Here is a 26,956-nt window from a genome sequence, read left to right on the forward strand (position 1 = left end):
GGCGGCATGGCTGTGCGTCAGCATCTTTTACCGGGTATTGCGCGCAGTAACCGGGCTATTGTCTCCTCAGTGAAGGTATCGGCAGCAATGCGAAGAACTTGAGAATCAATCTGGATCGACCGCAGTCTGGCGGACCGATGGTTCGACGGAGAACGTTCAAAATGTGAGCCGCCGTCAGCTTGATAATTCGCTCGGAGTTTGCGCGTAGAATCCAATCACGAATCCAATACGCCAGTGTCCGGCCAGCGCTTGTGCCTGGCGTTCGGCGAAGGTCGCACATCGGAGACGCCACGGTGAAAAGCTCTGCCACTAGCTACGGTTCGATTGCCCAATTCCTTCACTGGTGCACGGCAATTCTCGTGCTCGTGACGTTCATTTATGGTCCAGGTGGATCTGAACAGCGCGTCTACTCTTCGGTCCACGAGTTCGACCGGCGACTCCACGAGACTTTGGGCTTGTGCGTATTCGCGCTCACGCTCATCCGCCTGTCGTGGCGGCTAGTCGACACGCGTCCCGAGACACCGCCAATTTCTCGCTGGATGGTTGTTATGTCAGCAACCGTTCAATGGATGCTGTATCTGCTTCTCCTGGCATTACCGCTGACCGCCATCTCTGGCGCGTGGCTAGAAGGGCATCCGCTGACGCTGATCGGCGCTCGCGATATCCCGCCGTTGCTGGGTACTTCACATGGAGCAGGCTCAGCCATCGCATCGCTGCACACGTGGCTCGGCGACGCCATTATGTGGCTTGCGGGGTTTCACGCGTTCGCGGCTATTTTTCATCATGTCTTTCTTAAAGACGACGTCCTGGTCGGCATGCTTCCGCGCTGGTTTCCGACTGGGCGGGCGCGTACTGGCCGATAAACCCGAATGGCAAGACCGCACGCCTAGTGATTCACAGCGGGACTGGCCGCCGCCTCTGTCTCTGCGGGAAACGCCTCCATGAAGGCCGCAACGGCTCGGATGTCCCGATCCGACATATTGTCGGAGATAGTCTTCATCACTTCGCCACGGGGGCGTAGCCCGGCACTCCGGAACACCAGTATCTGTTTTTCAACGTAGTCCGCGTACTGCCCGGCGAGGCGAGGAAATCCCCCTGTCCCTTCCCCACGCTGGCCGTGACAGGCACTGCACGCCGGTACACCTTTGTCCGGAATGCCCAGCAAAAAAATCGTCCTGCCCGAATCGATGAGCCGATGATCGGCTGGCGCTCGTGGTACCGGAGGCGGCTGACTGGAGAAGTACGCGGCGAGTTGCTCGATTTGCGTTTCACTCAGATGCGTGAAGCCCCACATGAATCTTCTGGCATTCGGGTCGCTTCGCACATGGGCCTTGAAGTCCGTCAGTTGATTGACGAGGTATTCCCGTGGTTGGCCCGCGAGTTTCGGAAACGTGGGAGATACCGAAACGCCATTTACGCTATGGCAATTCGAGCATACCTGCAACGCGATCGTCTTTCCGGCGACGGCGGGATTGTCGATCTGTCTGGACTGCTCCAGATTGTGGCAGCCGGTTGCGCCGAGCGATAGGGCGACGAGGATCAATCGCGCTCGTGGGAAGCGGCACGTTGAATCCTCAATGGAATTCGCTGGATGTTTCATCGATGAGCCTCCTAAAGAACGTGAGCCGATACCGTCACCAGTACGCGGCCCATAGGTATAGAAATAGCGTGTCGTTGTCGCTCGCATTGCGTCCATGGCCGTCGTAATTCGACCGGGCGCCGAGGTATTTGGTGAAATGCGTGTATTGAAGACCGACGCGAATGTTCGGAACCGGAATCCAGAAGATCTCGGGCATCCACCCTTGCGTGGCCGGCGACGAGTTCGCGCTGCCGGCGTACGCAACACTATCCGCGGTGCCAGTCACGTTGAAGAACGAAAGACTCACGCCATATTTGGCCTGATAGATGTACGAGGCTTTCAGGCGTAAGGAATTCAGATTCGCTGACTGGCTGTTGCCAAACACGAAGTTACCCGGATCGCTGATGTTTTCATGGATGTAGCGCGCCTGTGCGGTGACGGTGTTCGGGTCGAGTATGTACTGGTACTGCGCATCCACACCGATGTCGCGATAGCGGGTGACACCCTGGGTAAAGATCGGCATCGAGTTCGCGTCGTTCGGATAGACGTTCGCATTGATGCCAAAGGTCCCCACCATGATGTTGTGCGGCCCCCACTCATGAGTCAGGGCCAGACGCCAGTACGGATTTTGACCCTTCAGATAGATCTGCGGGTGGTTGGGGTCGCCGGCCTTGTTGCCCTTGCTCATGAACGACCAGATGCCATCAGCGGTGCTATACAGCGACACCTCCGCATAGACGGTCCGGTTCCAGTAGAGGTAGCCGCCCGCACCCACGACCTGCTGCGCGAGTGTGCCTTCGAGGATTGGCTGAAATTGGGGTGAGCCGACCGTGCTGATCGAAGAGGAAATGTACGGATAACTCCATGCCGGAGAACTGTTCCACACATCCTGCGCGGTCGGATTGTTGTGCAGGGTGGTGCCGAGAATCAGGTCGCTGGCGTCCCCTATGATCCTGTCCACATAACGGAAATCCATGTTGTCCGATGCCCAGTGGCCGATCCAGTGTCCGTCGCTGCCCTGATGATCGTAATTCGAGTAAGTGAATTGCGTGAACGCACCGATCCTGTCGGTGATCTTGCCGGCGAGGAAGATGCTGGCTGAATCGAAGATCGGCAGACCGTCTTTGGGCGAGACGATATTGCCGCTGGCATCATGGTTGAGCCTCGTCCTGGTCATGTCGAGCATCGCCATCACGGCGATCGGGACCGTACGTTCGCCGAAGGTATATCCATTGAGCTTGAACATTCGACCGTACGGCGTCAGTTCGGGAAACTGTCCGCCCGCGTGACACGCGACGCAGCTTTGCCCTGTTTGACGGGCGAAAATAGGCAGCGCTCGAACGACTGGAGTAACCAGCAGGCAAAGCACGGCGAGCGCCAGCATCCAGAAGTGACCCATCAGCCGATGGGCGGCATCGTCGCCTGCAATTGCCTTTGACATGTCCGTCTCCCCGACAGCCAGTTCCGCATTCGGTCATGCGCAGGGCGCACGAATCCCTGCCCACTGCGGAAACCGGGCGACAGCATCGCACTTCGCGCTCGGCATGACCGGCGTCGCATTTACATCGGCGTAGTGGGGCAAGCTGATGCCGCGTTGGGGTTGATGCTTGCCTGCGCGAAGCGCTTTCTCCAGACTCCAGAACGAGCGCGCACGCCGATTTATTCCCGCGCATGCGCTTGAACGCGCAAGGCGGGAGATCGAGAGGGGCCTTGTTGAGTTGCCGCGGCTTTGGTTATTCGGGGTCGCGCTAGATCTTCATGCGCTGTAGAACGTGGTCGCCGGAGACGAACTGATGAAACATTGCCGCAGCGATATGCAGGCAGATGACACCGAACAGCACCCACGCGAGAACGCCATGCACATCGCCCATGGCATGCCCGAATGACGAGCCCGGTGCCGACAGTGAGGGTAACGAAACAAGTCCGCCGAGGCGTACCGTCCACGTGCGCGACGAAGCGTTGATCCAGCCGAGCAGCGGCACCAGCACGAGCAGCACGTACAGCGCCAGGTGGGTGACTTTGGAAGCGACGCGAAACAGCGGCGGCAGATTGTCCGGCGGCGACGGGTGAGTCACGCGCCACAGCACCCGCAACACCATCGCCGCGAGCAGCGCGGTGCCGACGCCAAGGTGCCAGGCGATTTCGCCGTCCGGCACGGTATCGCGGTGCACGTCCGGCATCGTCCAGCCGATCACGAACTGCGCGGCTACCAGCCCAACGACGAGCCAATGGAGCAAACGGGCGACGATGTCATAGCGGTGTTCAGTCGAGACTTGCATAGGGGCGCCTGTGAGTTGGTTTCTGTCGAAACGGATCGTACACGGCGGCACCTTAAGGGCAGGTTAAGAACCGGTCGCCAAGGCCGCCTGTCTGCGCCGTTCGAATAACTCGAAGATGGCCATTCCCGCGATCATCGCCGCCACGAATACCCACGCTTTGGCCGACCCGAGCCCGAGCGCGACGAGCGCAGGGCCGGGACAGAACCCTGCAATTCCCCAGCCGATGCCGAACGCGCCACTGCCCAGCACCAGCCTTGCCGTGACGTGCGTCGACGCGGGAATTTGCATCGGCAATCCGAGCAGCGACTTGTCGCGGCGTTTCGCGATCGCGAAGCCGATTGCCGCGACGGCCACCGCGCCCATCATCACGAAAGCGAGCGACGGGTTCCAGCGTCCGGCGAGATCGAGGAAGCCCTGCACTTTGGCGGGGTTCGCCATGCCCGACAACAGCAGGCCGAAGCCGAACAGCAGCCCGCATACGAATGAAACAGCTGTTGCCATCTTAGGCTCCGAGAAGATGTCGAATGATATAGACGGTGACGAAGCCGGCCGCCATGAACGTCACCGTCGCGACCAGCGAGCGCGTGGCGCCGCGTGAAATGCCGCACACGCCGTGTCCGCTCGTGCAGCCGCTGCCGTAGCGGGTGCCGATGCCGACCAGCAAGCCGGCCGCGATCACGGCGGGCCACGACGCGTCGACGGTGATTGCGACGGGCGCATCGACCGCGCGCGCGATCAGCGCGGCAACGACCAGGCCGACGACGAAGGCGGCGCGCCATGCGCCGTCGCGCTTCGTCCAGCGTAGCAGGCCGCCGACTATCCCGCTGATTCCGGCGATGCGGCCCAGCAAAAGCACCATCGCCGCAGCCGCGACGCCGATCAGCAGGCCTCCGCACAGGGAGGCGATCGGGGTGAAATGGTCGAAATCGATCATCGTTCGCTCTGTTTGATTGTTGGGTGGGTTGCGGCAGCGCTTACATCAGCGCCGCTTTGACCAGCAGGCCGAGCGCCACGCATACGAGGATGCTCGCAAAGCCCAACTGCACATGACGGGCGGCGATGCGACGCGAGCCGTCCGCTGAGCATTCCGGCGGCGGTGGCGCCAGTGAACCACAACGCGACTTCGAGTGGAAGTGTTGCGCCGTGGGTGGCCGTTGCGAGAACGCCGCCACTGCCGACGAGCGCGATCACCATCAACGAAGTCGCGACGATGCCGTGCATCGACACGTCAGTCAGCTTGCGCATCATCGGCACGATGATGAAGCCGCCGCCGACGCCGAGCATACCCGTCATCAATCCGGTCAGCGAACCGGTCGCCGCGAGCGCGGCTGCGGTCGGCCAGGTCCAGCGCAAGCGGCCGGTCGCCGGAATGTCGTCTCAGGAAGGGCTGGTTTTAGCCGTCAGGATTTGCTCCATCGGAATCGGCATGGCCTAAGGGTTTCCTGACACGCGAATCAGGATGTGTCACCCTGGTTTTCCAGCTTGCACTGAATGCGATACGACTTCTGCTCATAGATGATGAGGTATCGAAATGCAATGTCGAATTGATGGATCATGATGGGCTATCTGTCGGAGCGGGAAAACGTCGTCGAACAGATCGACTCGATATGTCTACGACTGTTCGACACGTGATGCGAGGCGCGCAGCGTGAAATCGCTCGCATATTTGATGCACTGCTGGCCGCTGATCGACAGCACGCCCAACGCGCTCAAACGGCTGGGCGAAACGATGCGCGAATTGCGTCGCAATCACGCGGAGCAGATCAACGAGCATGACTTTCGCGCGCTGTGCGAAGTAGCCGACCTGATCGACGAACTGACCGAGCCTCGCGCAGTCCGGCTGCTGGCCGTGGTGGGCGAGGCGGCGCAATAGCGAGCCGCAACGCAGCAAAAAACGCAGAAGAGCGGAACAAAGCGGGCGAGAGGCGAGCAGCGTGCGGCGGCAGTGAGGCCGCGGTGCAGCTGTTTCATCGGACGTTTCAAAACCGTCGAGCGCGCGATAGACCAGGCTCTGACATCGAGTGCAGAATAGGACAGCCTGCAACTCGTTGAGCGGTCTCTGAAAGGGAACACCGCATCATGAGCCATTTCGCCACCCCGGTCGCGCAGACCGGCACTATTCTGATAGTCGACGATACGCCGGGCAATCTCGGCGTAGTTGTCGACAGTCTCGAAGCGCGAGGCATACGCGTGCTGGTGGCGCTCGACGGTATCGAAGCGTTGGAGCGCTCGGTCTTCTCGCAGCCCGATGTGATCCTGCTCGACGTGAAGATGCCGGGCATCGACGGCTTCGAGACCTGTCGGCGCCTCAAGCTCGATGAGCGCACGCGTGATATTCCCGTCCTGTTCATGACCTCGCTGACGGGCAACGAGGACCGCGTCGAAGGTTTTCTTGCAGGTGGCGTCGACTATGTGACCAAGCCGTTGCGCGTCGACGAGATGGTCGCGCGCGTCGGCGTGCATCTCGAGCTGCGGGTGATGCACAAGCGGGTTCTCGCGCAAAACCGGCAACTGCTGGCGGAAGTGGCCATGCGCAAGGAAACGGAGGCTGCGTTATCGCAAGCGCGCGACGATCTCGAGCGGCGTGTCGCGTTGCGTACGGAAGAACTGGCGCGCGCGAACGCGTGCTTGCAGGCAAGCGAGGCCCGCTTTCGCGCAATTGTCGAAACGAGCCCGGTGCCGCTGTGCATCACCTCGATGCCTGACGGGCACATCCTGTACACGAATCAGCCGCTGCGCGAACTGTTCGGCATGGACGAACGCTTGTCCGCCAATATCACGGATTTCTACGCCGACCCGGGGGAGCGCGAGCGTCTGATCGAGCATCTGCGCAAGGAGGGCAGCTTGCGCGATAGGGAGATACAGTTCCGGCGTGCGGACGGTACACGGTTCTGGGCGATGGCGACGGCGCGCGTCGCGACTTACGACGATGCTCCCGCGGTCTATGTCGGCCTGAACGACATTACGGGTCGCAAGCAGATGGAACAGGAACTCGTCGAATCACGCGAGCAGCAGCGCGAACTGTCGGCGTATATGGAGGCGATCCGCGAGGAAGAGAGAAAGCGCATTGCGATGGAGATTCACGACGAACTGGGCCAATTGCTGACTGCGCTCAAGATGGACGTGTCGTTGCTCAAGATGCGCATAGCGCACGATGCGGAAGCGTCGAAGAAAGCCGATGATATGCGTCAACTGGTCGAAGGCACGATCTCGATGGTGCGCAATGTCGCGAGCCATTTGCGGCCTGCCGCGCTCAACTTCGGAATCGTGTCTGCGCTCGAATGGCTTGTCGAGGAGTTCAACCGCCGCCATGCGATTGCGTGTGAATTGCGCATCGAAGGCGGCGACCCCGCGTTGTCCGACGCCCATGCGACGGCCCTGTTTCGCATCGCACAGGCGTCGCTGACGAACGTCGCGCGGCACGCCGACGCCACACATGTCGAGGTGACGCTTGTTTCGACAGCGGCGGAGCTCCTACTGCAGGTGCGTGACGACGGCCGAGGCTTCGATCAGCAAGTCGTGAGGCGCGACTATTCATATGGCCTGCTCGGCATGAACGAGCGCGCGCGGCTGATCGGCGGATCGCTTTCAATCGACAGCGCGCCCGGCGCGGGCACCATGGTTTCGATTCACATTCCGCTCGATGCTGTTGGAAGGTAAGGCCAAGCGATTCACGTTCCGCGGCGCAAATCATCGGATTTATCTTCCTTCCAGATATTGCTCGACGAAATTGAGAATCGACTTGGACTGGTAAGCCTTCGCCAACCTGCTGAGGTGGTCCGCGAAGGGTCGATAGCGCTCGTCGAGCTCCGTCAAGTGTTGCGCGTGTTGCGCAATGGCACGCATATCGCCGAGTCGCGCGAGGTAATGCAGCGCTTGAATTTCCTCCGGCGGGGGCGCCTTCAAGTCGTCCGGAAGAGGCGCGACGGCGGGTACAGCAGATGGTCCCGCTTCAGTGACTTGCGCCTCTGAAGCTGCATCGATCCACTCGACATTCAGGAGCGCCGCGACGACGGACAATAGCTGGCCGAAGTCGATCGGTTTGGCCAGAAAGGCATTTGCGCCGGCCTCCAGACTTTGCGCCGCATCGGTTCTCGACGCGCGTGCGGAGACTGCGACGATCGGGAGCTCCCGGAACTCGGCCATCTGGCGCAAGCGACGCGTGGCTTCGAGGCCGTCCGTCCCGGGCATGACCACGTCCATCAGGACGAGCGCAGGATGCAGGGATTCGATTTTCTCCATTGCTTCAGATCCATTACCCGCCTGCGCCATGTCGAATCCGAGCGGACCGAGCATATCGACCATCACGGCACGGTTCTCCGCCACGTCATCCACAACGAGGATAGTCTTGCGCGGCCCTCTGTAGCCGCTCACGATCCGTTCGGGCGTGGCGACAGCCGCGCAAGGCGCTACCACCTCGACGTCCAGCTCGATCGAAAAGGCGCTGCCTATATCGCGGCGACTTTCGACATGGATCTCGCCTCCCATGAGGCGCACGAGTTGCCGGCTAATGGCTAGCCCGAGGCCCGTACCGCCAAAGCGATGATGGTCCTCGCTGACCTGCTCGAAAGGACTGAAGATTTCCTCCAGACGCCCTTGATCTATTCCGATGCCGGTGTCGCGGACTTCAAAACATAGTCGCGTCGGCGGTGTGAAAGCGACGCGCAGACGCACGCTTCCCTGCTCGGTAAATCTGATCGCGTTCGAGAGCAGGTTGAGCAGCGCCTGGCGTAGCCGTATTTCGTCCACCCGCACACACGCGGGCAGATCCGGCGGCATCTCGCAAACGAAGGCCAGGCCTTTTTCCGTGGCCTTCACCCGTATCGTCTCGGCGATAAAAGAGACGAACTGTTCGAGCGGGACGTCGGACAGATTGAGTTCCATTCTCCCGGCCTCGATTTTGGCGATATCCAGGATGTCGTCGATGAGCGTAAGCAGGTGTTCGCCGCTGCGCTGGATCACTGCAAGTCCGTCGAGCTGGTGCTGATCGAGGGTCGTGTCGCGCTTGAGGATTTGCGCGTACCCAAGAATTCCGTTGAGCGGCGTGCGCAGTTCGTGGCTCATGTGTGCCAGAAACTGACTCTTCGCCTGATTGGCCGCATCGGCACGCTCCTTGGCAACGGCTAGTTCCGCTGTCCGCTCGCGAATCATGTCTTCGAGGTGCTCGCGATAGCGCCGCAACTCCGCTTCGGCATGCCTTTGCTCCGTGATATCACGCGAGATACCGAGCAGGAACCGGGGCTCGCCGCGCACATCGACGATCGGAATCTTCATCGTGTGCACGATGCGAAGTCCATGGCGCGTATGAACCGGCTCCTCCGGTATGTCGATCATTTGCCGCGACTCCAGCACCTCGCGATCCTTCAGCGCGAAGAAATTGGCCTCGTCGACGGGAAACAGGTCATGGACGGAGCGGCCGAGGAGCTCCTCGCGCCGGTAGCCGAGAAGTTGCTCCGTCGCCTTGTTCAAGCGCACGAAATGGAAGCTCTCGGCCTCCTTGACGAAGACCATGTCCGGGATGTTTTCGATGATGCTGTTAAGAAAGTTCTCGCTTTCCCGAAGCGCATCTTCGGCGTGCTGACGTTCGGCGATTTCGGCGGCCTGACCCGCGAGCGCCGTACTGAGTTCCGCCGTGCGCTGGGCGACGCGTGCCTCGAGTCCGGCGTTGAGTTCTTTTAGCGCCTGCTCGGCCTGGCGGCGTTGGCGCCGGTCTTCGAGGAACTGCTCGACAGCACGCGCCATATCGGCAATCTCGTCGCCGCCGTGCACGGGGACGCCGGCTTGCGGGTTCCCGGCATCGCCATGTCGCAGAAAATGGCTGACGCGGCGCAGGCGCGCTACCACATGGCGCCCGAGGAATTCGCGGGCGATTAGCCAGGTGAGCAACAGGCTGACAGCGAGTCCGCCTGCCACCCATTTACGAGTGCGATCTGCGTGAGCGGCCAGATCCTGGACTGCTTCACGGTATTCGCTCGTCAAATCATCCGACTGCCGGTGTGCCGCGGCGGCGAGCGCGTCGGCCGCGCCGCGCAGATCCGCGTCGAGGCTGGCCAGCGACACGCCTGCCGGTTGCACCGACGCCGAGGCACCCCGGCGGGCGAGCGCGGTCTCGCGCACCTGCGCCTCGATGTTGACGATGTTGCGAAAGCGTTGACTCGACCGATAAAGTGTCAGCGGGTCGACACCTGGGTCTTCGCTCCTGGTCGCCGAGGCCAGCCGGCTGACCAGGCCGTCGAAGGATGCCAACTGTTCGAGCACCTGCCGATGCGTCTCGCGCACGGCTTCAACCGTATCGTCGCTAGACAGCTGCAAGGCGAGGCGTTCGATCGTCAGCGTGTGCTGCACGAGATCCTGCGCATCCACGAGGCGGGCGAGCCGCTCTTCGGCCAGCTGACGGATCGAGTAGGCCGAAGTGGCCAACGAGTAGATCGACGTGGCGCCGATCACGACCACCAGCGCGGCCAGGCACGAGGCGACGAGCGCAAACTGAGCGTTCAGCGATTGTGGGAATGGCAGTTTCACGGGCGTTGCCAGATCCGACGATAAATGTCGCGATAGCCGTTGTCAGGATCGTAGAGCAGGTGATCGCCGCCGTCAGCGGCGATGTTGTCCGCCGTGACGAGATGCACGGGGCTCACGTAACCCGTTACGCCTTCTCCGGCCAAAAGCCGGTTCAGTTCGTCGACCAACTGCCAGCCGTGCAGATTCAGCGGTTCGGCGACGGTTCCCGTCTGGAATGTACCTGTGCGGATGCGCAGGAAGGCGGACTCGCTGCCGTCGCCGGCCGACAGCATGATCATTGCGGCGTTTGGTATTCCCGCCTGCGTCAATACCGGCACGGCGTAGTCGAAGTAGATGTCGTTGATCCCCAGCGCACAGGTCCAGCGCGGGCCGTAACGCGCGAGCAGGGCGCGTGTCGTTTCCGGCACCAGCTTCTCGCTGCGCGAGATCGCGACGTCGCGCACTTCGAGCAGGGTACAGCCACTGCACTTGCGAACGACAGCAGCCATTGTGTCCGCCTTTTCCTGTGCGATCCGGAAACCGGTATCAGTGAAGATGACGACGCCCGCATGTCCGGCAGACTGCACGACGGCCGCGAGCGCGGTCACCCGTGCAACCTCGAGCGGATCCGTCGAGACGTTCATCGCGACGGGCGTGCCTGGCACGGGTCCGGCCCGCGCCGCCACGTGCCAGCCGACGATCGGGATGTTGCTGTCGGCAAACTGCCGCAGTGCAGGGAGCAGCGCATGTGCGTCGCCCCCGGCGAGGATCAGACCGTCGGGGTGGCCTGCCAGCGCATTCGCGAGCATCTTCAGACGGAGCTCGGCCGTACCGCCGGAATCGAAGATCCTGACGCGCCAGCCTATGACCTTGGCCGCCTCCAGCACACCATCGACCACCCCGAGGATGCCGCCGTTGCGCAAATCCTCGGCGACCACGGCGATATGTTTTCCGGATTGCGCGCGCGGGCCATTGCGCGGCCCGCTCCAGGGCGCAGCGGGTCGCGAAGCGGCGTCGACCACTCGCTTCGCCATGGCCAGAAAGTCCGTCGCGGCGACCGGCGCTGAAGTCGAAGGGGCAGGTAATAAATCCTGCGCCGTGGCCGCCGACAGCTCACACGCGCATGCCAATGCCAGAAGGAAGCCTCTCATGCTGTCCCTCCACGGGGCTCCGTCGAGGTGGATTGGTGTCGCCCAAGCCGCTCGCGGAGCATTTGCTGGTTAGCATATTACAACCCGATTCCCGCGTGGCACGGGTCGTGCGCCGGCGCGCAACGTCACGCTGCCGCTGGATGCGTACGAACGGGCGAGAAGTCTCGGCATCGACTTTCCCGAGCTGCGCGGAGGCCTTGCACGCCTCACGCGACGGCTCGCCGGCCTTCAGCAAAAGGGTCCGCGCCAGCTCGAGCCATCAAACGTCATGGCGCGTGCCGGGCTGCGCGACCTCGTCGCGCAGCCTGCGCCTTTCAGAAGGCGTCGACAACATCGAATCGACATAGGTGTGCGCCCGATTTTCTCCATACTTGAACGCCTCCCGCTCAGTCAGAAAATCGAACTGCTCAGGAAAGCTGACCCGTTCCTGTTGCGGATTGCCGGGCAATCTCACGGTCCATGACACGCGATAACGGCGATATTTACCGCCGAGCCAATGCGTCTTCGATAGCGAGACGTTCACCTCGATATTGCAGCCGCGATACAGCGCGTATTCCTGACTGGACATCGCTTTTCTCCCGCAACTGAACGGGTCGCGCCGTTCGGCCGCGAAAAGCGCGCAGCCCATGGCTGTCTCCGTTATGCGTTTCATATTGACGATGCATCTTTAGCAACCCGCGTTCCCGGCGAACCGCCGCGGCCGTATGCGCAGACGAGCCTCGCAGCTCGCGAGGGTTGCGACGGAGGCGGGCAGCAGCATGCGGAATGCGGAATGCTAGCGGGTTGGTACGGACCGACACGATGAATCACAAAGACCGGGCACGAGAACAGGCGCATACCGAAGCGCTGTGGCTGGGAGCAGAGATGAGCGCGCAGGTGAATTGGACAAAGCACGCCGTTTGTCACGGCAATATCGTGATCATTGGACTAGGAAGCATCGCGAGTTCGCTGCTACCGATACTTTTCAGGCACATCGATGTTTGCCCGAAACACGTGACCGTGTTTTGCCCGCCCGGCAACGATACGGCGATCGCTCGCGAATGCGGGCTGAGCGTCGTCGAGCAGGCGCTGTCGGAGAACAACTTCGAGGCGCTGCTCGCTGGCTACGTCAAAAGAGGCGACCTCGTGCTGAATCTGTCAGTGAACGTGTCGAGCGAATCGCTCGTGCGTTTCTGCTGGTCTCGTGGCGCGCTGTATCTCGACACATCCATCGAGCCATGGGAAGGAGAGTCGACCGATCCCGATCGTTCCGCCTCCAGGCGCAGCAACTATGCGCTTCGCGAAGCTTTGCTGGCCTTTCGGCTCGACAAGCGCGACGGTCCGACCGCCATTCTCACGCGATATGGCCTCCAACAGCGGCATCGAGGCAACAGCGCTGCGCAGCTACGAGGACTGGGCTGCGCTCGCACACCGGCTGAACATCAAGGCGATTCACGTAGCGGAGCGGGACTTCCAGGTCGCCAAATGCCGCAAGGCGCGAAACGAGTTCGTCAATACGTGGTCCGTCGACGCTTTCGTGGAAGAGGGCATGCAGCCGGCGGAACTTGGATGGGGTACGCATGAACGGCATTGGCCTGCGGACGCGCGTCGGCACGGATTCGGCAGTGATGCGGCGATCTACCTGCAACGCCCGGGACTCGCGACCCGCGTACGCAGTTGGACGCCGCTCGCCGGTAGTTATCATGGGTTCCTCATTACGCACGGAGAGTCGATCTCCATCGCCGACCATCTGACGCTTCGCAAGGATGGCGAAGTGATCTACCGTCCGACGGTGCACTATGCCTACCGGCCCTGCGACGATGCATTTCTTTCGATCGACGAGTTCGCCGGACGAGGCTGGCGCCTGCAGGACCAAAAGCGGATCATGCGCGATGAGATCGTCGATGGCGCCGACGAACTCGGCGTGCTGTTGATGGGCAACGACAACGGAGTCTACTGGTACGGCTCCCGCCTGACCACGCCGCAAGCCCGTCGACTCGCGCCGCATAACGACGCAACGAGCCTGCAGGTGGTGGCCGGCATCCTGGCCGGCATCGTATGGGCGCTCGGGAATCCGGACGCCGGCGTAGTCGAGCCGGACGACATCGACTATCAAACCGTGATGCGGGTCGCGCGACCCTATCTGGGCGAGATGATTGGCGTCTATGATTCATGGACGCCGCTCGCGCAACGCTCGCTTCTTTACGATTCGCCGTGCGACGACGATCCCTGGCAATTTCTCAACATACGCGTGCCATAGCGGGCAGACCTTCGGAGACCGGCTTATGTCGTCACTGTTGAACAAGGAACAGGGCGTTGTCGAGGACTCGTATTACGAGGCGAGCGTCACCCGTGCGCAGCCTCATCCTCCATTGCAGGAGAAACTCAACGCGGACGTGTGCGTGATCGGCGCTGGCTATGCGGGGCTTTCGTGCGCGCTGGAGCTAGCCGAGCGTGGCTTCGACGTGGCATTGCTGGAGGCGCAGCGCATCGGCTGGGGGGCGTCCGGGCGTAACGGTGGGCACGCGATTGTCGGCTTCGGCGACGAGGGTGAAGATGCAATCGAGCACCAATGTTCCCGCGAGGTCGCGCGAAGGGCGTGGGATGTGTCGCTGGAGGGTATGCGACTGTTGGAAGATCGGCTTGTGCGCTTCGGCATCGATTGCCATTATCGGCGCGGATATCTGACGCTTGCCGTCAGCGATCGGAAGGCGGAACAACTGATGAACTGGGTGCGGCGCACGCGCGACAGGTACGACTACCCGCTCGAATGGCTGGGCCGCACGGCGCTTGACGCTCATATAGAGTCGCAGCGGTTCGCCGCGGGCGTGTATGACGCCGGGTCTGGCCATCTTCATCCGCTTCTCTATTGCCTGGGTCTCGGCGAGGCGGCGCGTCGCGCGGGCGTCAGGATTTTCGAGAATTCCGCCGTGTCGCGGCTCGATCGGGGCGCTCGGCCTGTGGTGAAGACAGCCGAGGGAGAGGTGTCGTGTGACCGTGTGGTAATGGCTGGAAACGTTTATCTGGGAGAGTTCGGCGATCATCCCGCACCGGAGATCGAGGCCCGCATCATGCCCGTGGGCACCTACATGATCGCGACGGAACCGCTTACCAGTGCGCGGGCCGACGCGCTGATGCCGGGCCGCGCCGCGGCGTCCGACAACAATCTGATACTCGACTACTTCCGGCTGAGCGCGGATCACCGTTTGCTGTTCGGTGCAGGCGAAACGTATGACGCCACCACCCCGCGCAATCTGATCGACCGCATGCGCAGACGCATGACGGGCGTGTTTCCGCAACTTGCCGACGTGAACATCGAGTATGCATGGGGCGGCTATGTCGACATCACGATGAACCGCGCGCCGGATCTCGGTCGTATCGCCGACAACCTCTACTATGTGCAAGGCTTCTCCGGACATGGGCTGGTGTTCGCGGGAATGGCCGGCAAGATTCTGGCGGACGCGATCGGCGGCGATGCTTCCCGCTTCGACGTGTTCAGCCGCATCAGGCATCGACGGTTCCCGGGCGGCAAGAGGCTACGCACCCAGGCTTTGGTTCTGGGCATGTGGTATTACAAGCTCCGTGAACTCATCTGACCGACGCTTGTGATGGGGCCGGTGCCCGCTGATGTTCGCGGGCAGCCGCCTCCGCTTATGTCCTCATACGTCCATCGGACCAAGCGGTATGTCTCTGGTGTCAGGCGCCGACCAGTATGGTCGCCGGTTGTAGTACTTATGCAACTCGGTTCCCCATGCTGGATCTGCCATGGACGGCCAGTGATCCTTGTCGAACCCTGGGTCGTCCTTGATCCGTTGCGCGGTGATGTCGACACGGAAGCATTTTTCCGCCGTGTCGAGAGTGAGTGCATTCCACGGAATCGCGTGCAGCGTGTCGCCCATGCCGAGGAAACCTCCTTCCGACAGGACGGCGTAGGCGACGCGACCACCCCGGACGTCGAGCATGATGTCGGAAATTTTGCCGACATGTTCGCCGTCGGTGGTGATTACCTTGTTGCCGTCCAGTGTGTCGGCGGACATCACATCCGGCCCCGGTCCTTCTCCTACGCCACCGCCAACTATCCGCGCGCCCGTTTCGCCGGTCGTTCGATGTGGATCAAGCCTCGTCATGATGTCCTCCGTCGTTTCTGCTAGTATCAGCCGGGTCGCAACCGCCATGCCCGACCGAACGAGCTAGTCGGCAGGTGAGTCGCAGCGGACCGTCGTGGCGTTGGTTCTTTCTACCGTCAGATTGATCGAGCGTTCCGTGGCAGGACGGGTACGGTGGCGCATGCCGGCTGGAACCGTAAGCATTTGGCCTCGCCGCAACTCGACCTGACCGTCGTCGAAGTCAATGATCAATGTTCCGTCGATCGCGATGAACGTTTCGTCGGAGTCGGGATGGATATGCCAAAAATATGGCGCATTCATCATGCTAATATGGACGTCGTGATCATTGACGGTCGTCAGGACTTCATTTCGGTAACTGTCGCAAGCGGCATCTATCGTGGTGAGAAATTCGACTGGTTCGATCATTCCATCTCTCCCTACTGGATCGGCGGCACGACGCCGAGTTTTTCGGCCAGCATTCTTTCGTAGACGCCGAAATGCAGATCGACCTCTTCCTGCGTCACCACCGTCACGAAGATATTGATCTGGTCCAGCTGCAAACCCAACACCGTGGCGATCGCCGCTTCGAGCTGCGGCGCGCCAAGCCGATCGTCCGGGAAAGTGGTGCCGACAGAGATTTCGTAAGCCGATTCCTGCCGGAATACCACTTCGACCAGCCGCGCGCGGGCGCTCATATTGTTGTCGATCGCCAGCCGGATGACTTCGGCCGCCGAGCGCATCGTCTCGCTTGGAAAACCTTTCGTTGAGCGCAACCGGATTCGGTGCCGCCCAAGGGTGAGCCAGTCATGTTCGAATTCCATGAAGACCTCGCATGGTTCGTCGGAGTGTCGTAAAAATAGTGCTCAACGAGCCGAATTCAAGAACAAAATTTTGCGCTACTCGCCTTGAAATTTTCTCCGTGCATACTATTCTAAATTCCGCTCAGGCAGTCGCGCCGGCCATGCGGCGCGCTGCGTGTTTCGATTTGTTTGCCCGCAGCCCGGCAGACGGACTGGAGCGCGTAGGCCGGTTCGTTTCCGTGCTGCATCGAAGGAGGAAACGATCATGAGTGACCTTTACTTCGGGACCGACCCGTTCAGTGAGTTCGACCGTCTGCAACGGCAGATGGCGAGCCTCTTCGGCGGCTTCCCTTCCAGTATCCGTTCTGGCCGCGCTGGCGCCTTCCCGCAGATCAACATCGGTTCGACCGACGACTCGATCGAGATCGTCGCGTTCGCGCCGGGAGTCGATCCGGCCAAGCTCGACGTATCGCTAGACAAGGGTTTGCTGACCATCAGCGGCGAGCGCGCGAGCTCGCAACCGGAAACCCGCGGCGACGATGTGCGCACCTATGCACAGGAGCGATTCGTGGGCACGTTCCGGCGCGTGGTCGAGCTCCCGCAAAACGCGGACCCTGGCAAGGTCAGCGCGCGGTACACCAATGGATGCCTGATGGTGAGCATCGGCAAAAGCGAGGCATCAAAGCCGCGGGCGATCACCGTTCAGTGAGCGGCTGGCAGAACTACGGAGGACATCATGAACGACACGACTGAACTCGCCAGAAAGGACCAAACGGCGGTGGCCCAGCGCGACGGTGATGCGTCGCAACGCCGGATCACGTTGACACCGCCGGTAGACATCTTCGAGGACAGCCACGGCATCACGCTGTGGGCGGATCTTCCGGGCGTGACCCGGGAGCGGCTGGACGTCAAGGTCCACGATGGCAACCTGTACATCGAAGCAGAGGCGATGGTGCCGACACCGGCGGAACTGCGTCTGCAGCATGCGGAGATCCGTCAGCCTCACTTCGCGCGGGCGTTTTCGATGAGCGCCGACTTCGATGCGTCGAAAATCGAAGCCAATCTGAAGGACGGCGTATTGAAGCTGACGATACCGCGCCGCGACGAAGCGCGACCGCGCCGGATCGAGGTGCGTACCGACTGAACGAACCATCGACATCGGCTAGCACCGACGCCAGGATTACCCCGCAGCGGGTGACGGTCTGGCTCGCCGGGCCGTTAGCTCAATTGGTAGAGCAGCGGACTTTTAATCCGTTGGTTACTGGTTCGAATCCGGTACGGCCCATACGAGTTGCAGCTGTATGGCGCAGACGACAGGCAAAACGCGCCTGCTTGCGAGTGCGAACTTCGTGGCGATGAAACGTCTTGCGTGCCCGGGCATCGTCCATGCTGAGTGATGTTCACGCGCGGCATCACGCGCCGTGTGACACTGCAAGGAGCAAATCATGACGACCCAGCAACAACAGCCGAAAACGCCGAAACCGGCTGACGCCGACACGGGCAACGAAGGCACGTTCGAAACGGACATTTCCGAATCCGGCGATGACGGCACGAACGTGCGGCAAGCAGAAGTCAAAGAAGAAGACCTGTCCGAAGTGAAGCCATCGCAGGAAAAGGGCGGCCAATGACGATGCGCACAGCGTCTCGCGTGTAGAGCTGTCCGTCGCGTTGCCGCGCATCACGCGATCTCGGCCTTCACGAACCGCGCCATGAAGGTGCGGGTCGTGCCATCGGGAAACAGCACCGCGACCTGTTCGTCGGTTGAAAACACCACGTGGCCCGAGCCGTATTTGCGCACGCGGACCGGGTCGCCGCGGCCGAAGCGCGCCTTCCTGCTGGCGTGGCGCGGCGGCCGCTTGTCGTCGGCGGCGGTTCGTTGCGCTTCGAGCGTCGCTGCGAGCGGGTTCAGGCAGTTGTCGCAAGTGCCGCAGCGCTCGAATCCCTGCGCATCGCCGAAATATTCGAGCATCACGCGCCATCGGCATCCGCCGGTTTGCGCGTAATCGATGATCTGCTGGAGTGCGTCGCGATCGCGCGTCGCGAGCTGCGCATAGCGTTCGACCGCAGCCTCGATCGCGCTGTCCTCGGCGCTATCGCGTCCACGCTCGGGGCCACGCTCGCGTAGCCGATACCGCTGCAGCCGGCTACGCGATACGTGCCCGGAGTCGGTCAGCATTTTCATCGCCACGGCGAGCTTGTTGCGGCCCACGTCCGGCACCGCGTCGAGCAGCTCGCGCGCGGTCACGCCAGGACCGGGCGCTTTCGCGCGCTGCGCGAGTACGTCGCAGATCCGCCGCAGCAGCGCAGCATCGGGGTAGCGGCCCAGCGCGAGAAACTGCTGCACACGCCGATCGTTCAGGTCGAACAGCAGCTCGCAGCGCGCGACCTTGCCGTCGCGTCCCGCGCGTCCGCTTTCCTGATAGTACGCATCGATGCTGCCGGGAATCTGGTAATGGACGACGAAGCGGATATCGGGAATATCGACGCCCATCCCGAACGCGTTGGTTGCGATCATCACGCGCACGTCGCCCGACACGAAACGCTCCTGCGCAACGTGCCGATCGCGCGCGGACAAACGGCCGTGATAGCAGGCGGCGGCAACTTCCCAGCTGCGCACCGTCGCCGCGAGTCGTTCGGCTTCGCGCACGGTCGCCGTGTAGACGATGCCTCGGCCGGATTCGCTCGCGAGCAGCGTGCGCAACGCGTCCGTCTTCGCCTCTCTCGCGCGCGTCGATGCCCGCTGTCGTCCGCCACCCACCGACACCTGCGTCACTCGATAGTGAAGGTTGTCGCGATACACGCCAGTGTTCACGATGCGCGGCTCGTGAAGGCCGAGCGAACGCACGATGTCCTCGCGGATGTCCGGCGTCGCCGTCGCGGTCAGCGCGAGGATCGGCGGTTTGCCGAGCGCCTTGACCGCATCGACGATGCGCAGGAACGCCGGGCGAAAGTCGTGGCCCCACTGCGATACGCAGTGCGCCTCATCGACGACCACGAGTTTGATGCGCTGGTGCGAGCCCGCCTGCAATGCGTCGATCAGCTCGGGCCGGGTCAGCTGCTCGGGCGTGACGAACACGATGCCGCGGCGCATGTCGCGCAACGCTTCGTAAGTCTCGCGCAGCTCGGCAGCCGGCACCGCGCTATTGATCCGCCAGGCGTCGATGCCGGCCTCGCGCAGCTTGTCGAACTGGTCTTTCATCAGCGCGATCAGCGGCGACACGACGAGCGTCCAACCGTCGAGGTGCAACGCCGGTAACTGGTAGCACAGCGATTTGCCGGCCCCCGTCGGCATCACGGCGAGCGTGTCGCGCTGTTCGAGCACGCTGCGGACGATCTCCCGTTGGCCGGGGCGCAGCCGGCGGATGCCGAAAACCTCACGCAGCGTCCTGCGCATTGCATTCAGACGGGCAGACGTGTCGCGCGTGGTGTCGGTGTCAGTCATGAAGATCGGGTTTGCCGGTTGGCCTGGGGGCGCAGCTAGTCCGCCAGCGACGTAGCAACCACCGTACCTCGACGGGGCGACGCGGGCGGGATCGCCCAGGCGTTGAAGATCCGCTGCGCCTGGGGCAACAATGCGCAGCCCGTCACCGCCAACGACATCGCGACGTTGCGCAGCGAATTGCACAAATAGCCGGAAGCCGCGCGCGGATCATTCATTAACCGACGCACTGATATGCGCGATCAACGGATAGTGATCCGACGCGATTCGCGAAAGCGCCGTGCGATGAGCTTCGCCAGTTCTGCATCCACGCGCAACCGGCCCCCGCGGACACGCTTGCCCAGCCGATTCGTCGATGATCGCGCGATCCCGGACTACCGGATATCGACGATGGCTTCGCGTACGTCGATCTTGCGCGGGATGACGTGCTCGCGATAAGCGAGATCGGCGCAGTCCTGCTGAGCCTTGACGACTTCGTCGGTGAGCGGATAGTGGACGCCCCATTCGAGCCGCGGCAGCGCCCGCGTCCAGATTTCCAGCCGAACGCCCGTGTTCTGCGACAGGAACTGCGCCGTCTGCGCGGGATGCGCCAGTTCAAGCGCCGTTTGCCGGTCGAGCACATCGAACAGCAGACGCAACGCGGCGGGATAACGCTGCGCGAACTCGCGTGAGCCGATGTAGAAGCCGTACTGCGGCACCGACAGTTGCCCGATCGACAGAATCGTGCGCGCGCCCGTCGCGAGTTCCGTATCGGCATAGCGCGGGTCCGGCACCGCCCACGCATCGATGAAGCCGCGCTCGAACGCGGCGCGCGCGTCGCTGTAGTTCAGATAAACGAACTGGACTGCCGACGCTGGGAGTCCCGCATCGGCGAGCGCCTTCAGCACGAACAGATGTCCTTGCGAGCCCTTCGCGAAGGCGATTCTCTTACCCTTCAGATCTTCGATCCGCCGCGCGGGCGAGTTCGCCGGCACGATCAGCCCGTAGCTCTTTTGCATGCGCGGCGCGGACGCGACGTAGACAACGCCGGGCGCGGCGCCCGCCTGCGCGAGGATAGGCGGCGTCGCGCCTACTGTGCCGACGTCGACGTCACCGGCGTTGATCGCTTCGACGAGCGGCGCGCCATAGACGAACTCCATCCACTTGACCGCGACACCGTGTTGCGCAAAAGCTTTTTCGAGTTCGCCGGATGCGCGCAACGCGACGAGCGGATCGCCTTTCTGGATGCCGATGTTGATGGTCGCGGGCCAGGCGGCGTCGGCTTGAGCCGGGACCTGATAGCCAAAGCAGACGACGAACGCCGCGAACGTTCGCCACCACAAGCCGCGGAGTGGACGCATGGTGTCAGTTCTGGAAATACGGGTTGGCGGGCCGGCCGAGTCCGTAATGGCCGCGCAGCGTATCGGCTTCGTAGTCGCGCCGGAATAGCCCGCGCTTTTGCAGGATCGGCACGACATGATCGACGAAGATATCGAGCTGTGCCGGCAGCACGGGCGGCATGAGGTTGAAGCCATCGGCCGCGCGGCTCTCGATCCAGTCTTCGATGACGTCCGCGATGCGCTCCGGCGAACCCGCCACCGTGAAGTGGCCGCGCGCGCCGGCGAGCTGGCGCAGGAGTCCGCGCAGCGTCGGCCGTTCGCGCGCGACGAGATCGGTGATGACGGCGGCGCGGCTTTGCGCTGCCTGCACCGTCGAAGGGTCGGGGAAGTCGTCGCGCGAGAGCGGCTGATCGAGCGGCAATGCGGAGAAGTCGTACCCGCCGAAGCGGTTCGACAACCGGCTCAGGCCGACTTCGATATCGGTCAGCGCATTGAGTTCTTCGAGCAGCGTGTGAGCTTGCGCGTCGGTCGGGCCGATCGCCGCGCTCAGACCTGGGAGGATGACGATGTCGTCCGCACGTCGGCCGGCGGCAATCGCCCCTTGCTTGAGTTCGGTGTAGAAATCCGCCGCTGATGCCTTGCTCAGATGGGCGGTGAAGACCGCTTCCGCATGACGGGCGGCAAACGCCTTACCCGTCGCCGACGAACCCGCCTGCACGAGCACTGGTCGTCCTTGTGGCGGGCGCGGCAGATTGAGCGGACCGGCGACGCGATAAAAGCTGCCTTTCCAGTCGATGCGCCGCACTCGTTCGCGCTCGAGGAAGCGTCCGGTTTGCGGGTCGTCGATGATCGCGTCGTCGGCCCAGCTGTCCCACAGCGCCTTGACGACGCCAACGTATTCGTCGGCGCGCGCGTAGCGCTCGGCATGCTCGGGCGCACGTTCGTAGCCGAAGTTCGGGCCGGCGCCTCCCACCCACGAGGTGACGATGTTCCAGCCAATGCGCCCACCCGAAATATGATCGAGCGACGCAAACTGGCGCGCCAGATTGAACGGCTCGGTGTATGTCGTCGATGCCGTCGCAATCAGGCCGATGCGGGTCGTTTCGCGCGCGAGCGCGGCAAGTGCCGTTATCGGTTCGAGTGCGCCGCTTGCGACGTAGCGCGCACCGTCGCCGAGTTCGAGGGCATCGGCGAAGAAGATCGAATCGAAGCGGCCCGCCTCGGCGCGCTTCGCAAGATCGGCGAAATAGGTGATGTCGGTCAGGGCCTTACGCGTCGCGCCCGGATGGCGCCAACCCGCTTCGTGATGACCGCGGCCGTGAATGAACAGATTCAGATGGATAGGGCGGGGCATGGGCGAACTGTGTCCTGCGTGTGCGCAGGGACGCGACGACGATGAAGCGACTCATTCTATTGCCGCTCTCCGGCGGTTCAAACGAACAAAGTCAGATATCGATATCAATGCGTGCCCGGATGCGGACGGAACGCGCGCGTTGCGCGGCAACGCTTTGTGTTTGAGCTGTTTGGTCGCATTGATGCCCGGAGGGCGGTACCCGGTCTAGCTACCGTGATTCACCAGAATGCACACGGGACTTTTGCGTTTGGCGATCGCGGCGGCATAGTCCTCGGAGAACGCCCGCTGCGCGAAGCAAGGCGCCGAGGTCGCGAGCAGGGCATCGACCTGCGCATATTGTTTGTTGAACACCCATGGCCGGCGTGCGAGCGTGCGGTCGTCGAGCCAGTAGGGACTCCAGTCTCGGGTCGTCTCGATGACCTCGCGCGCGAATTCCGGCCCGTACTCTAGCGCCCCCTCGATAACAACATCGATATACGACTCGACGAGCGGGAATTTCGCGTCAGGCACCGGAAGCCCTTCTCCCGGCGCTTTGCCTTGGGCCTTCGGCACGTAGACCCAGACAGTTCCCTGCGTCGGCAGCGGCTGCCACGACACCGCCTCGATAAGCGCCCGCGGCACCTCGACGCGCACGTATCCCTTCTCGCGCTCGTCGAACGCGGACATGTCGTTGCCGGCAACGGGATAGATCACTCCATTGATCGTCATCGGCGTCTCGCCCTCGAACGGACGCCGCAGGCCGAGCGCCGTGAACCCCGAGGATGCGCGGTCGCTCCAGCTGCGCACATAGCCGAACGCCGCCGACACGCGCACCGGAATCGCCGCAACCGGCTTGCCGGCCGTGGCAGCGCGCGATGGCGTGTTGATGAGCGATCCGTAGCCGAAAATGAACTGCGTCGGCTGATCGGGAAGACGCGTTCCCCAGAAGTCGGTGGTCTGCGCTAGCGCTGCCGAGCCAAGCAGCGCTAGCGCTACAACGAATCCTCGAATCTTTGCCATCGCCGACATCGTCGTATCTCCGTCCAATGCGTTACCGCAGATGATCGCTTCAGCCAGGGCGGCCCCGGCAAACGCGCGCGCCTGGCCTCAGGGTCGTCCAACCGGATTTCCGAGCCAACTGAAATCAAAACTGGCGGCAGGACCGACGCACGGAGCGATTCTAAGTCGAAAGCGTCCTGTGCGAGCCGGCACGTACAATCCGGTAGATCCGGACAGGTGACGCGCAACGGAAGATCTTTCGACAATGACAGGAAAGGACAGACCCGATGCCGAATTCTGAGCGCACGCGGCTGACTGCGCTGATCGACTCTGTCTGGCGCATCGCGTTTCGCCTCGGATTTCCGCTCGCCCGCGCATGGTGGCACTTGCGGCGGCCTCGCCATGAGGGCGCGCTAGTCGCTATCTACGTCGGCGAGTCGCTGTTGCTGCTGAAGTCATCGTACCGTGCCGAATGGGGGTTCCCGGGCGGCAGCGTCCGGGCCGGTGAGACACCTGCTGCCGCGGCGCTGCGCGAGATGGCCGAGGAGATCGGGCTCGCGTTTCACCCGTTACTCCCGGCAGGCAGCGCAGCCGGCGAGTGGGATGGGCGAAGGGACCGGGTGCATTTCTTCGAAATGCGCGTCGATCACTTACCCGAACTGCGGCTGGATCATCGCGAGATCGTCGCCGTGCATCTGGCGTCGCCGCAGGAATTGCCCGGCTTCGCGGTGACAGGCGCGGTCGCTGCGTATCTCCGCAGGGATGTGCGCCGCTAGCCGAGCCGCCCGGCGCGCGGTCGGTGTGACGCCGGACCCCGCGCGATGCGCGTTGCGCGACCATCGCGGGGCCATGGCCAGTAACGCGTCATTCGATATGCGCGAGCACGATCAGCGTCAGCGTGACGACGATAGCGCCGCCGATTCGCGTGGCGATCTGCGCGAAGGGCATCAGTTGCATCCGGTTCGCCGCGGTCAGGATCGCGACGTCGCCTGTGCCGCCCTGGCCGCTATGGCATGCATTCACGATCGCCGTGTCGATCGGGTAGAGCTTGAGCCGGCGCGCAACCAGAAAGCCGGTGCCCATCAGTGTCGCCACGGTCGCGACGATCGTCACGATATTGGCCAACGTGAACGCGGCGATCAGCTTGTCCCATGGGGTCATGGCGACGCCGATCGCGAACAGCAGCGGATATGTCACCGCGGTCGAAAAGAACTTGTAGACGACGAATGCGCCTTCCTGCAACTGCGGCGAGACCGCACGCGCCAGCTTGACCAGCACCGCGAGGAACAGCATGGCAACCGGTGCGGGCAGACCGAACAGGTTGCGGCACATCAAGCCAAGCAGGTACAGCGTGATCGCCGTGATGCCGGCCGCCGCGATATGCGTCACGTCGATATGACCGCGAATCTCCTCCTCTTCAGGATCCATTTCGTCCGTCTCTCCGGGTTGCAGGCGCCCCTCGCCGGTGAGATGGGGAAAGCGCTTGCCGAGCATGTCGAGTGCGCCGGCGAGCACGATGGCGGTGAGGCTGCCGAGCATCACCGGCGGCAACACTTGTGCAAACAGCTCGCCCTGCGGCAGATGCATGATTTCGGAATAGCCCACCGACAGCGGAATGGCGCCTTCACCGACACCCCCCGCCATGATCGGCACGACGATATACAGCAGCGTATGACGCACGCCGAGTCCGAATGCCGAGCCGACCGCGATACCGACGATGCATGCGGCCAGCGAACCCAGCGCGAGCGGCACGAAGATCTTGAGAAAGCCCTTGATCAGCACGCGCCGGTCCATGCTGAGAATACTGCCGACGATGATCGACGCGATGAACAGATAAAGGAAATTGCTCTGCTTCGTGAACTCGGTCGTGAGGCCGAGAATTGGCTTGGGCAACAGGTGATAGTAAGTCAGTGCGGAAGGCACGAACGTCGCGCAGATCGCGGCCGCGCCGATATTGCGCAGAAGCGGCAGGCGCTTGCCAAGTTCCGCGCAGGTGAAGCCGAAGAACGCCAGCACGGCGATCGCCATTGAAATCTCACCCGGGATCTTGCCCGTCACCGCGAACCCGGTAATTAGCGCGAGCAGAATGAAATAGACCGGCAGCGGGATGATGCCGATTCTGTATTCCATCAGCTTCCACCAGCCTTCGGGCCAGAATCGAGTGACGTTGTCGGACCGCTGCGCGGCCGCCGCCGGTGAGTGCTTCGGCGTAGGTGAGGTGATGGACAAAATACGACTCCTTGATTTGATGCCGGGAATGTATGCCGGCGTCGCGTTTCGATACGGTCGAAGTGGTATCCGATGAGTGAACGGAACCGGAATGACAAAAAGCCCCTGGCTGAAAGGCGCACGCGCGCGCTTACCCAGGCAATACGCCATGCCGGATCGAACAACGGATCAACTCGGAATTATTTGCAATGCAGAGCTTCTGCATCGTCCGCGTCTTGGGTTTGCTGATGTCTTCGCGGTGAGAAGACTGCCGAAGCTTGCTCCCGGGCGGTTGCGTCATCAACGCCGAGCCACACCTGTCCGTCGCACCGCGCGCAAATGGCCAGCTTTCTCGCATGCGACGCGTCCGGACGAACTACGCTCCCGCGGTATCCGCATGCTGCGCATGCGTAGGTGTAACGTACTCCCGTGAGTGTCTCCACAGCCTTCTCCTGGCGGTCGCATCAGCCGCTTGACTCTGTAGCAACGGTAGCGGCGGTTGGAACCGGCAACTCATTCATCCGATCCTTTGCCTTGCTTCCAGATGTCTGCCGCTCAGGTTGCGGATCTCGTCCGGGCTTATCGTCCAGCGCGCGGCAGATATCGACCATCAGGTCGTTGTCGCTGGCAAAGCGCATCACAAAATCAAATCCGTCCGGACAGATACGTCGCAATTCGTTCGAGATACGTAGGCATTTGATGTCCTGCTCCACGACCGGCATCGCGAGCCGTGTGCTGGCTATAGGGTTGCCTGCGCAGCGTTCGCCTACGAACAGTGCAACGACTCCCGCGAGGCGCTCGGCCCAGTCGCCCGGACGGAAGAGCTTGCGCTGCGACGTCACGCCGCGGATCAGGTGGTGTTCGATGCCATCGGTAGTCATGTTGCGGCTATCGCGGCATGCGCGTCGTCAGGTAGCAGGTATAAGCACTGTGATTGCGTGGGCTCATCCAGCATCGCGTTCCGGCGTTGAAAGCACGATGGGGTCCCCGCAATCGATGATGCAATTCTAGGAGCGTGGAACCTTCTGAACGCTTTCAGCCACTGCACGTTCCGATGGGGGTTTTCCATGAGCAAATCCGCAGGCCATTTCATGGAAATCCCCTAAATGCAGGTCCTGACCGTGAAAGCCGGGAGAAGGGTTGGCGCTCCGACAATCCCGCCACCGACGCAATCGAAGTTAAGTGTGTCTCGTCATTGCGGCGGCTTCCAGCCTGTTGTTCAGCCTTGCCTCGCAGCACGCGGCAGCCGCGGAGAGCGGCAGAT

The 26,956-nt window shown here is 62.4% G+C and carries 25 protein-coding genes, 1 tRNA gene and 4 pseudogenes; 11 read left to right on the forward strand and 19 right to left on the reverse strand.

The annotated features are described in order from the left end of the window. Positions 1 to 293 precede the first annotated feature (293 nt). Positions 294 to 863 (forward strand): cytochrome b/b6 domain-containing protein, encoded by a 570-nt coding sequence (locus AB3X96_RS32765; protein WP_176110707.1) that lies wholly within the window; start codon positions 294 to 296, stop codon positions 861 to 863. Positions 864 to 886: 23 nt separating this feature from the next. On the opposite strand, the gene AB3X96_RS32770 is transcribed toward AB3X96_RS32765, so the two are convergent. The 6 genes and pseudogenes from AB3X96_RS32770 to AB3X96_RS32795 all read right to left on the reverse strand — a co-directional run. Further along, a complete protein-coding gene (locus AB3X96_RS32770) occupies positions 887 to 1,600 on the reverse strand; it encodes a cytochrome c (protein ID WP_368592920.1) in 714 nt (237 codons plus the stop codon). A 34-nt stretch (positions 1,601 to 1,634) separates the two neighbouring features. Continuing rightward, positions 1,635 to 3,020 (reverse strand): cytochrome C, encoded by a 1,386-nt coding sequence (locus tag AB3X96_RS32775; RefSeq protein WP_368592921.1) that lies wholly within the window; start codon positions 3,018 to 3,020, stop codon positions 1,635 to 1,637. A gap of 307 nt (positions 3,021 to 3,327) precedes the next feature. Continuing rightward, entirely contained in the window at positions 3,328 to 3,858 is a 531-nt protein-coding gene (locus tag AB3X96_RS32780; RefSeq protein WP_368592922.1) for a cytochrome b, read from the reverse strand. Between the two features lie 63 nt (positions 3,859 to 3,921). After that, positions 3,922 to 4,359, reverse strand: a complete 438-nt coding sequence (locus AB3X96_RS32785; RefSeq protein WP_368592923.1) for a DUF6691 family protein — start codon at positions 4,357 to 4,359, stop codon at positions 3,922 to 3,924. 1 nt (position 4,360) lies between these two features. Continuing rightward, positions 4,361 to 4,792, reverse strand: a complete 432-nt coding sequence (locus AB3X96_RS32790) for a YeeE/YedE family protein (protein WP_368592924.1) — start codon at positions 4,790 to 4,792, stop codon at positions 4,361 to 4,363. A 40-nt stretch (positions 4,793 to 4,832) separates the two neighbouring features. Beyond that, positions 4,833 to 5,220, reverse strand: a pseudogene (locus AB3X96_RS32795) (TSUP family transporter); the annotation flags it as partial. Between the two features lie 192 nt (positions 5,221 to 5,412). Between AB3X96_RS32795 and AB3X96_RS32800 the strand changes: the two are divergent. Further along, positions 5,413 to 5,730: pseudogene (locus AB3X96_RS32800) on the forward strand (hypothetical protein). A gap of 206 nt (positions 5,731 to 5,936) precedes the next feature. Continuing rightward, entirely contained in the window at positions 5,937 to 7,517 is a 1,581-nt protein-coding gene (locus tag AB3X96_RS32805; RefSeq protein WP_368592925.1) for a response regulator, read from the forward strand. A 39-nt stretch (positions 7,518 to 7,556) separates the two neighbouring features. Here AB3X96_RS32805 and AB3X96_RS32810 read toward each other — a convergent pair whose 3' ends face one another. The 3 genes from AB3X96_RS32810 to AB3X96_RS32820 all read right to left on the reverse strand — a co-directional run bounded on the left by AB3X96_RS32810 (position 7,557) and on the right by AB3X96_RS32820 (position 12,077). After that, positions 7,557 to 10,379: an ATP-binding protein gene (locus AB3X96_RS32810; RefSeq protein ID WP_368592926.1), complete on the reverse strand. Its 2,823-nt coding sequence runs from the start codon at positions 10,377 to 10,379 to the stop codon at positions 7,557 to 7,559. Beyond that, positions 10,376 to 11,509 carry a substrate-binding domain-containing protein gene (locus tag AB3X96_RS32815; RefSeq protein ID WP_368592927.1) on the reverse strand — a complete coding sequence of 378 codons (1,134 nt, stop codon included), beginning with the start codon at positions 11,507 to 11,509 and terminating at the stop codon, positions 10,376 to 10,378. Before AB3X96_RS32815 ends, AB3X96_RS32810 begins: the two co-directional genes overlap by 4 nt. A gap of 259 nt (positions 11,510 to 11,768) precedes the next feature. After that, entirely contained in the window at positions 11,769 to 12,077 is a 309-nt protein-coding gene (locus AB3X96_RS32820) for a hypothetical protein (protein WP_368592928.1), read from the reverse strand. A 296-nt stretch (positions 12,078 to 12,373) separates the two neighbouring features. Here AB3X96_RS32820 and AB3X96_RS32825 point away from each other — a divergent pair. From AB3X96_RS32825 to AB3X96_RS32835, 3 genes and pseudogenes are all read left to right on the forward strand, one after another. Then, a pseudogene (locus AB3X96_RS32825) lies at positions 12,374 to 12,781 on the forward strand (saccharopine dehydrogenase NADP-binding domain-containing protein); the annotation flags it as partial. 70 nt (positions 12,782 to 12,851) lie between these two features. Further along, a complete protein-coding gene (locus tag AB3X96_RS32830; RefSeq protein WP_368592929.1) occupies positions 12,852 to 13,748 on the forward strand; it encodes a saccharopine dehydrogenase C-terminal domain-containing protein in 897 nt (298 codons plus the stop codon). 25 nt (positions 13,749 to 13,773) lie between these two features. Beyond that, a complete protein-coding gene (locus tag AB3X96_RS32835; protein WP_368592930.1) occupies positions 13,774 to 15,084 on the forward strand; it encodes an NAD(P)/FAD-dependent oxidoreductase in 1,311 nt (436 codons plus the stop codon). Positions 15,085 to 15,147: 63 nt separating this feature from the next. On the opposite strand, the gene AB3X96_RS32840 is transcribed toward AB3X96_RS32835, so the two are convergent. From AB3X96_RS32840 to AB3X96_RS32850, 3 genes are all read right to left on the reverse strand, one after another. Beyond that, on the reverse strand, positions 15,148 to 15,615 hold the full coding sequence (locus AB3X96_RS32840; protein ID WP_368592931.1) for a PRC-barrel domain-containing protein: 468 nt from the start codon (positions 15,613 to 15,615) through the stop codon (positions 15,148 to 15,150). 63 nt (positions 15,616 to 15,678) lie between these two features. Then, complete coding sequence (locus AB3X96_RS32845; RefSeq protein ID WP_368592932.1) at positions 15,679 to 16,020, reverse strand: cupin domain-containing protein; 342 nt, start codon at positions 16,018 to 16,020, stop codon at positions 15,679 to 15,681. Positions 16,021 to 16,031: 11 nt separating this feature from the next. After that, positions 16,032 to 16,415, reverse strand: coding sequence for a hypothetical protein (locus tag AB3X96_RS32850; protein ID WP_368592933.1), 384 nt, complete (start codon positions 16,413 to 16,415; stop codon positions 16,032 to 16,034). A 244-nt stretch (positions 16,416 to 16,659) separates the two neighbouring features. On the opposite strand from AB3X96_RS32850, the gene AB3X96_RS32855 reads away from it, so the two are divergent. The 4 genes from AB3X96_RS32855 to AB3X96_RS32870 all read left to right on the forward strand — a co-directional run bounded on the left by AB3X96_RS32855 (position 16,660) and on the right by AB3X96_RS32870 (position 18,022). Then, positions 16,660 to 17,103, forward strand: coding sequence for an Hsp20/alpha crystallin family protein (locus AB3X96_RS32855; protein ID WP_368592934.1), 444 nt, complete (start codon positions 16,660 to 16,662; stop codon positions 17,101 to 17,103). 27 nt (positions 17,104 to 17,130) lie between these two features. Beyond that, positions 17,131 to 17,538 (forward strand): Hsp20/alpha crystallin family protein, encoded by a 408-nt coding sequence (locus AB3X96_RS32860; RefSeq protein ID WP_176111097.1) that lies wholly within the window; start codon positions 17,131 to 17,133, stop codon positions 17,536 to 17,538. A gap of 68 nt (positions 17,539 to 17,606) precedes the next feature. After that, a tRNA-Lys gene (locus AB3X96_RS32865) sits at positions 17,607 to 17,679 on the forward strand. 160 nt (positions 17,680 to 17,839) lie between these two features. Beyond that, complete coding sequence (locus AB3X96_RS32870; protein ID WP_368592935.1) at positions 17,840 to 18,022, forward strand: hypothetical protein; 183 nt, start codon at positions 17,840 to 17,842, stop codon at positions 18,020 to 18,022. A 50-nt stretch (positions 18,023 to 18,072) separates the two neighbouring features. Here AB3X96_RS32870 and AB3X96_RS32875 read toward each other — a convergent pair whose 3' ends face one another. From AB3X96_RS32875 to AB3X96_RS32895, 5 genes are all read right to left on the reverse strand, one after another. Continuing rightward, positions 18,073 to 19,836 (reverse strand): ATP-dependent DNA helicase RecQ, encoded by a 1,764-nt coding sequence (locus AB3X96_RS32875; RefSeq protein ID WP_368592936.1) that lies wholly within the window; start codon positions 19,834 to 19,836, stop codon positions 18,073 to 18,075. Positions 19,837 to 19,871: 35 nt separating this feature from the next. After that, the gene (locus AB3X96_RS32880; RefSeq protein WP_368592937.1) at positions 19,872 to 20,051 is read right to left on the reverse strand and encodes a hypothetical protein; all 180 of its coding nucleotides are present in this window, start codon (positions 20,049 to 20,051) and stop codon (positions 19,872 to 19,874) included. A 156-nt stretch (positions 20,052 to 20,207) separates the two neighbouring features. After that, the gene (locus AB3X96_RS32885) at positions 20,208 to 21,173 is read right to left on the reverse strand and encodes an aliphatic sulfonate ABC transporter substrate-binding protein (RefSeq protein WP_368592938.1); all 966 of its coding nucleotides are present in this window, start codon (positions 21,171 to 21,173) and stop codon (positions 20,208 to 20,210) included. A 4-nt stretch (positions 21,174 to 21,177) separates the two neighbouring features. Beyond that, positions 21,178 to 22,506 (reverse strand): LLM class flavin-dependent oxidoreductase, encoded by a 1,329-nt coding sequence (locus AB3X96_RS32890; protein WP_368592939.1) that lies wholly within the window; start codon positions 22,504 to 22,506, stop codon positions 21,178 to 21,180. Between the two features lie 204 nt (positions 22,507 to 22,710). Beyond that, positions 22,711 to 23,514, reverse strand: a complete 804-nt coding sequence (locus AB3X96_RS32895) for a gamma-glutamylcyclotransferase family protein (protein WP_368592940.1) — start codon at positions 23,512 to 23,514, stop codon at positions 22,711 to 22,713. A gap of 257 nt (positions 23,515 to 23,771) precedes the next feature. Between AB3X96_RS32895 and AB3X96_RS32900 the strand changes: the two genes are divergently transcribed. Beyond that, positions 23,772 to 24,260, forward strand: a complete 489-nt coding sequence (locus AB3X96_RS32900; RefSeq protein ID WP_368592941.1) for an NUDIX domain-containing protein — start codon at positions 23,772 to 23,774, stop codon at positions 24,258 to 24,260. Between the two features lie 88 nt (positions 24,261 to 24,348). Here the strand turns inward: AB3X96_RS32900 and AB3X96_RS32905 are convergent, their stop codons facing one another. Together AB3X96_RS32905 and AB3X96_RS32910 are read right to left on the reverse strand one after the other, a co-directional pair. Beyond that, a complete protein-coding gene (locus AB3X96_RS32905) occupies positions 24,349 to 25,707 on the reverse strand; it encodes a 2-hydroxycarboxylate transporter family protein (RefSeq protein ID WP_368593026.1) in 1,359 nt (452 codons plus the stop codon). Positions 25,708 to 26,291: 584 nt separating this feature from the next. Then, a pseudogene (locus AB3X96_RS32910) lies at positions 26,292 to 26,573 on the reverse strand (DUF3579 domain-containing protein); the annotation flags it as partial. Positions 26,574 to 26,956 lie beyond the last annotated feature (383 nt).

The sequence above is a fragment of the Paraburkholderia sp. BR13439 genome, from assembly GCF_040948805.1.
Classification (GTDB): Bacteria; Pseudomonadota; Gammaproteobacteria; order Burkholderiales; family Burkholderiaceae; genus Paraburkholderia; species Paraburkholderia youngii.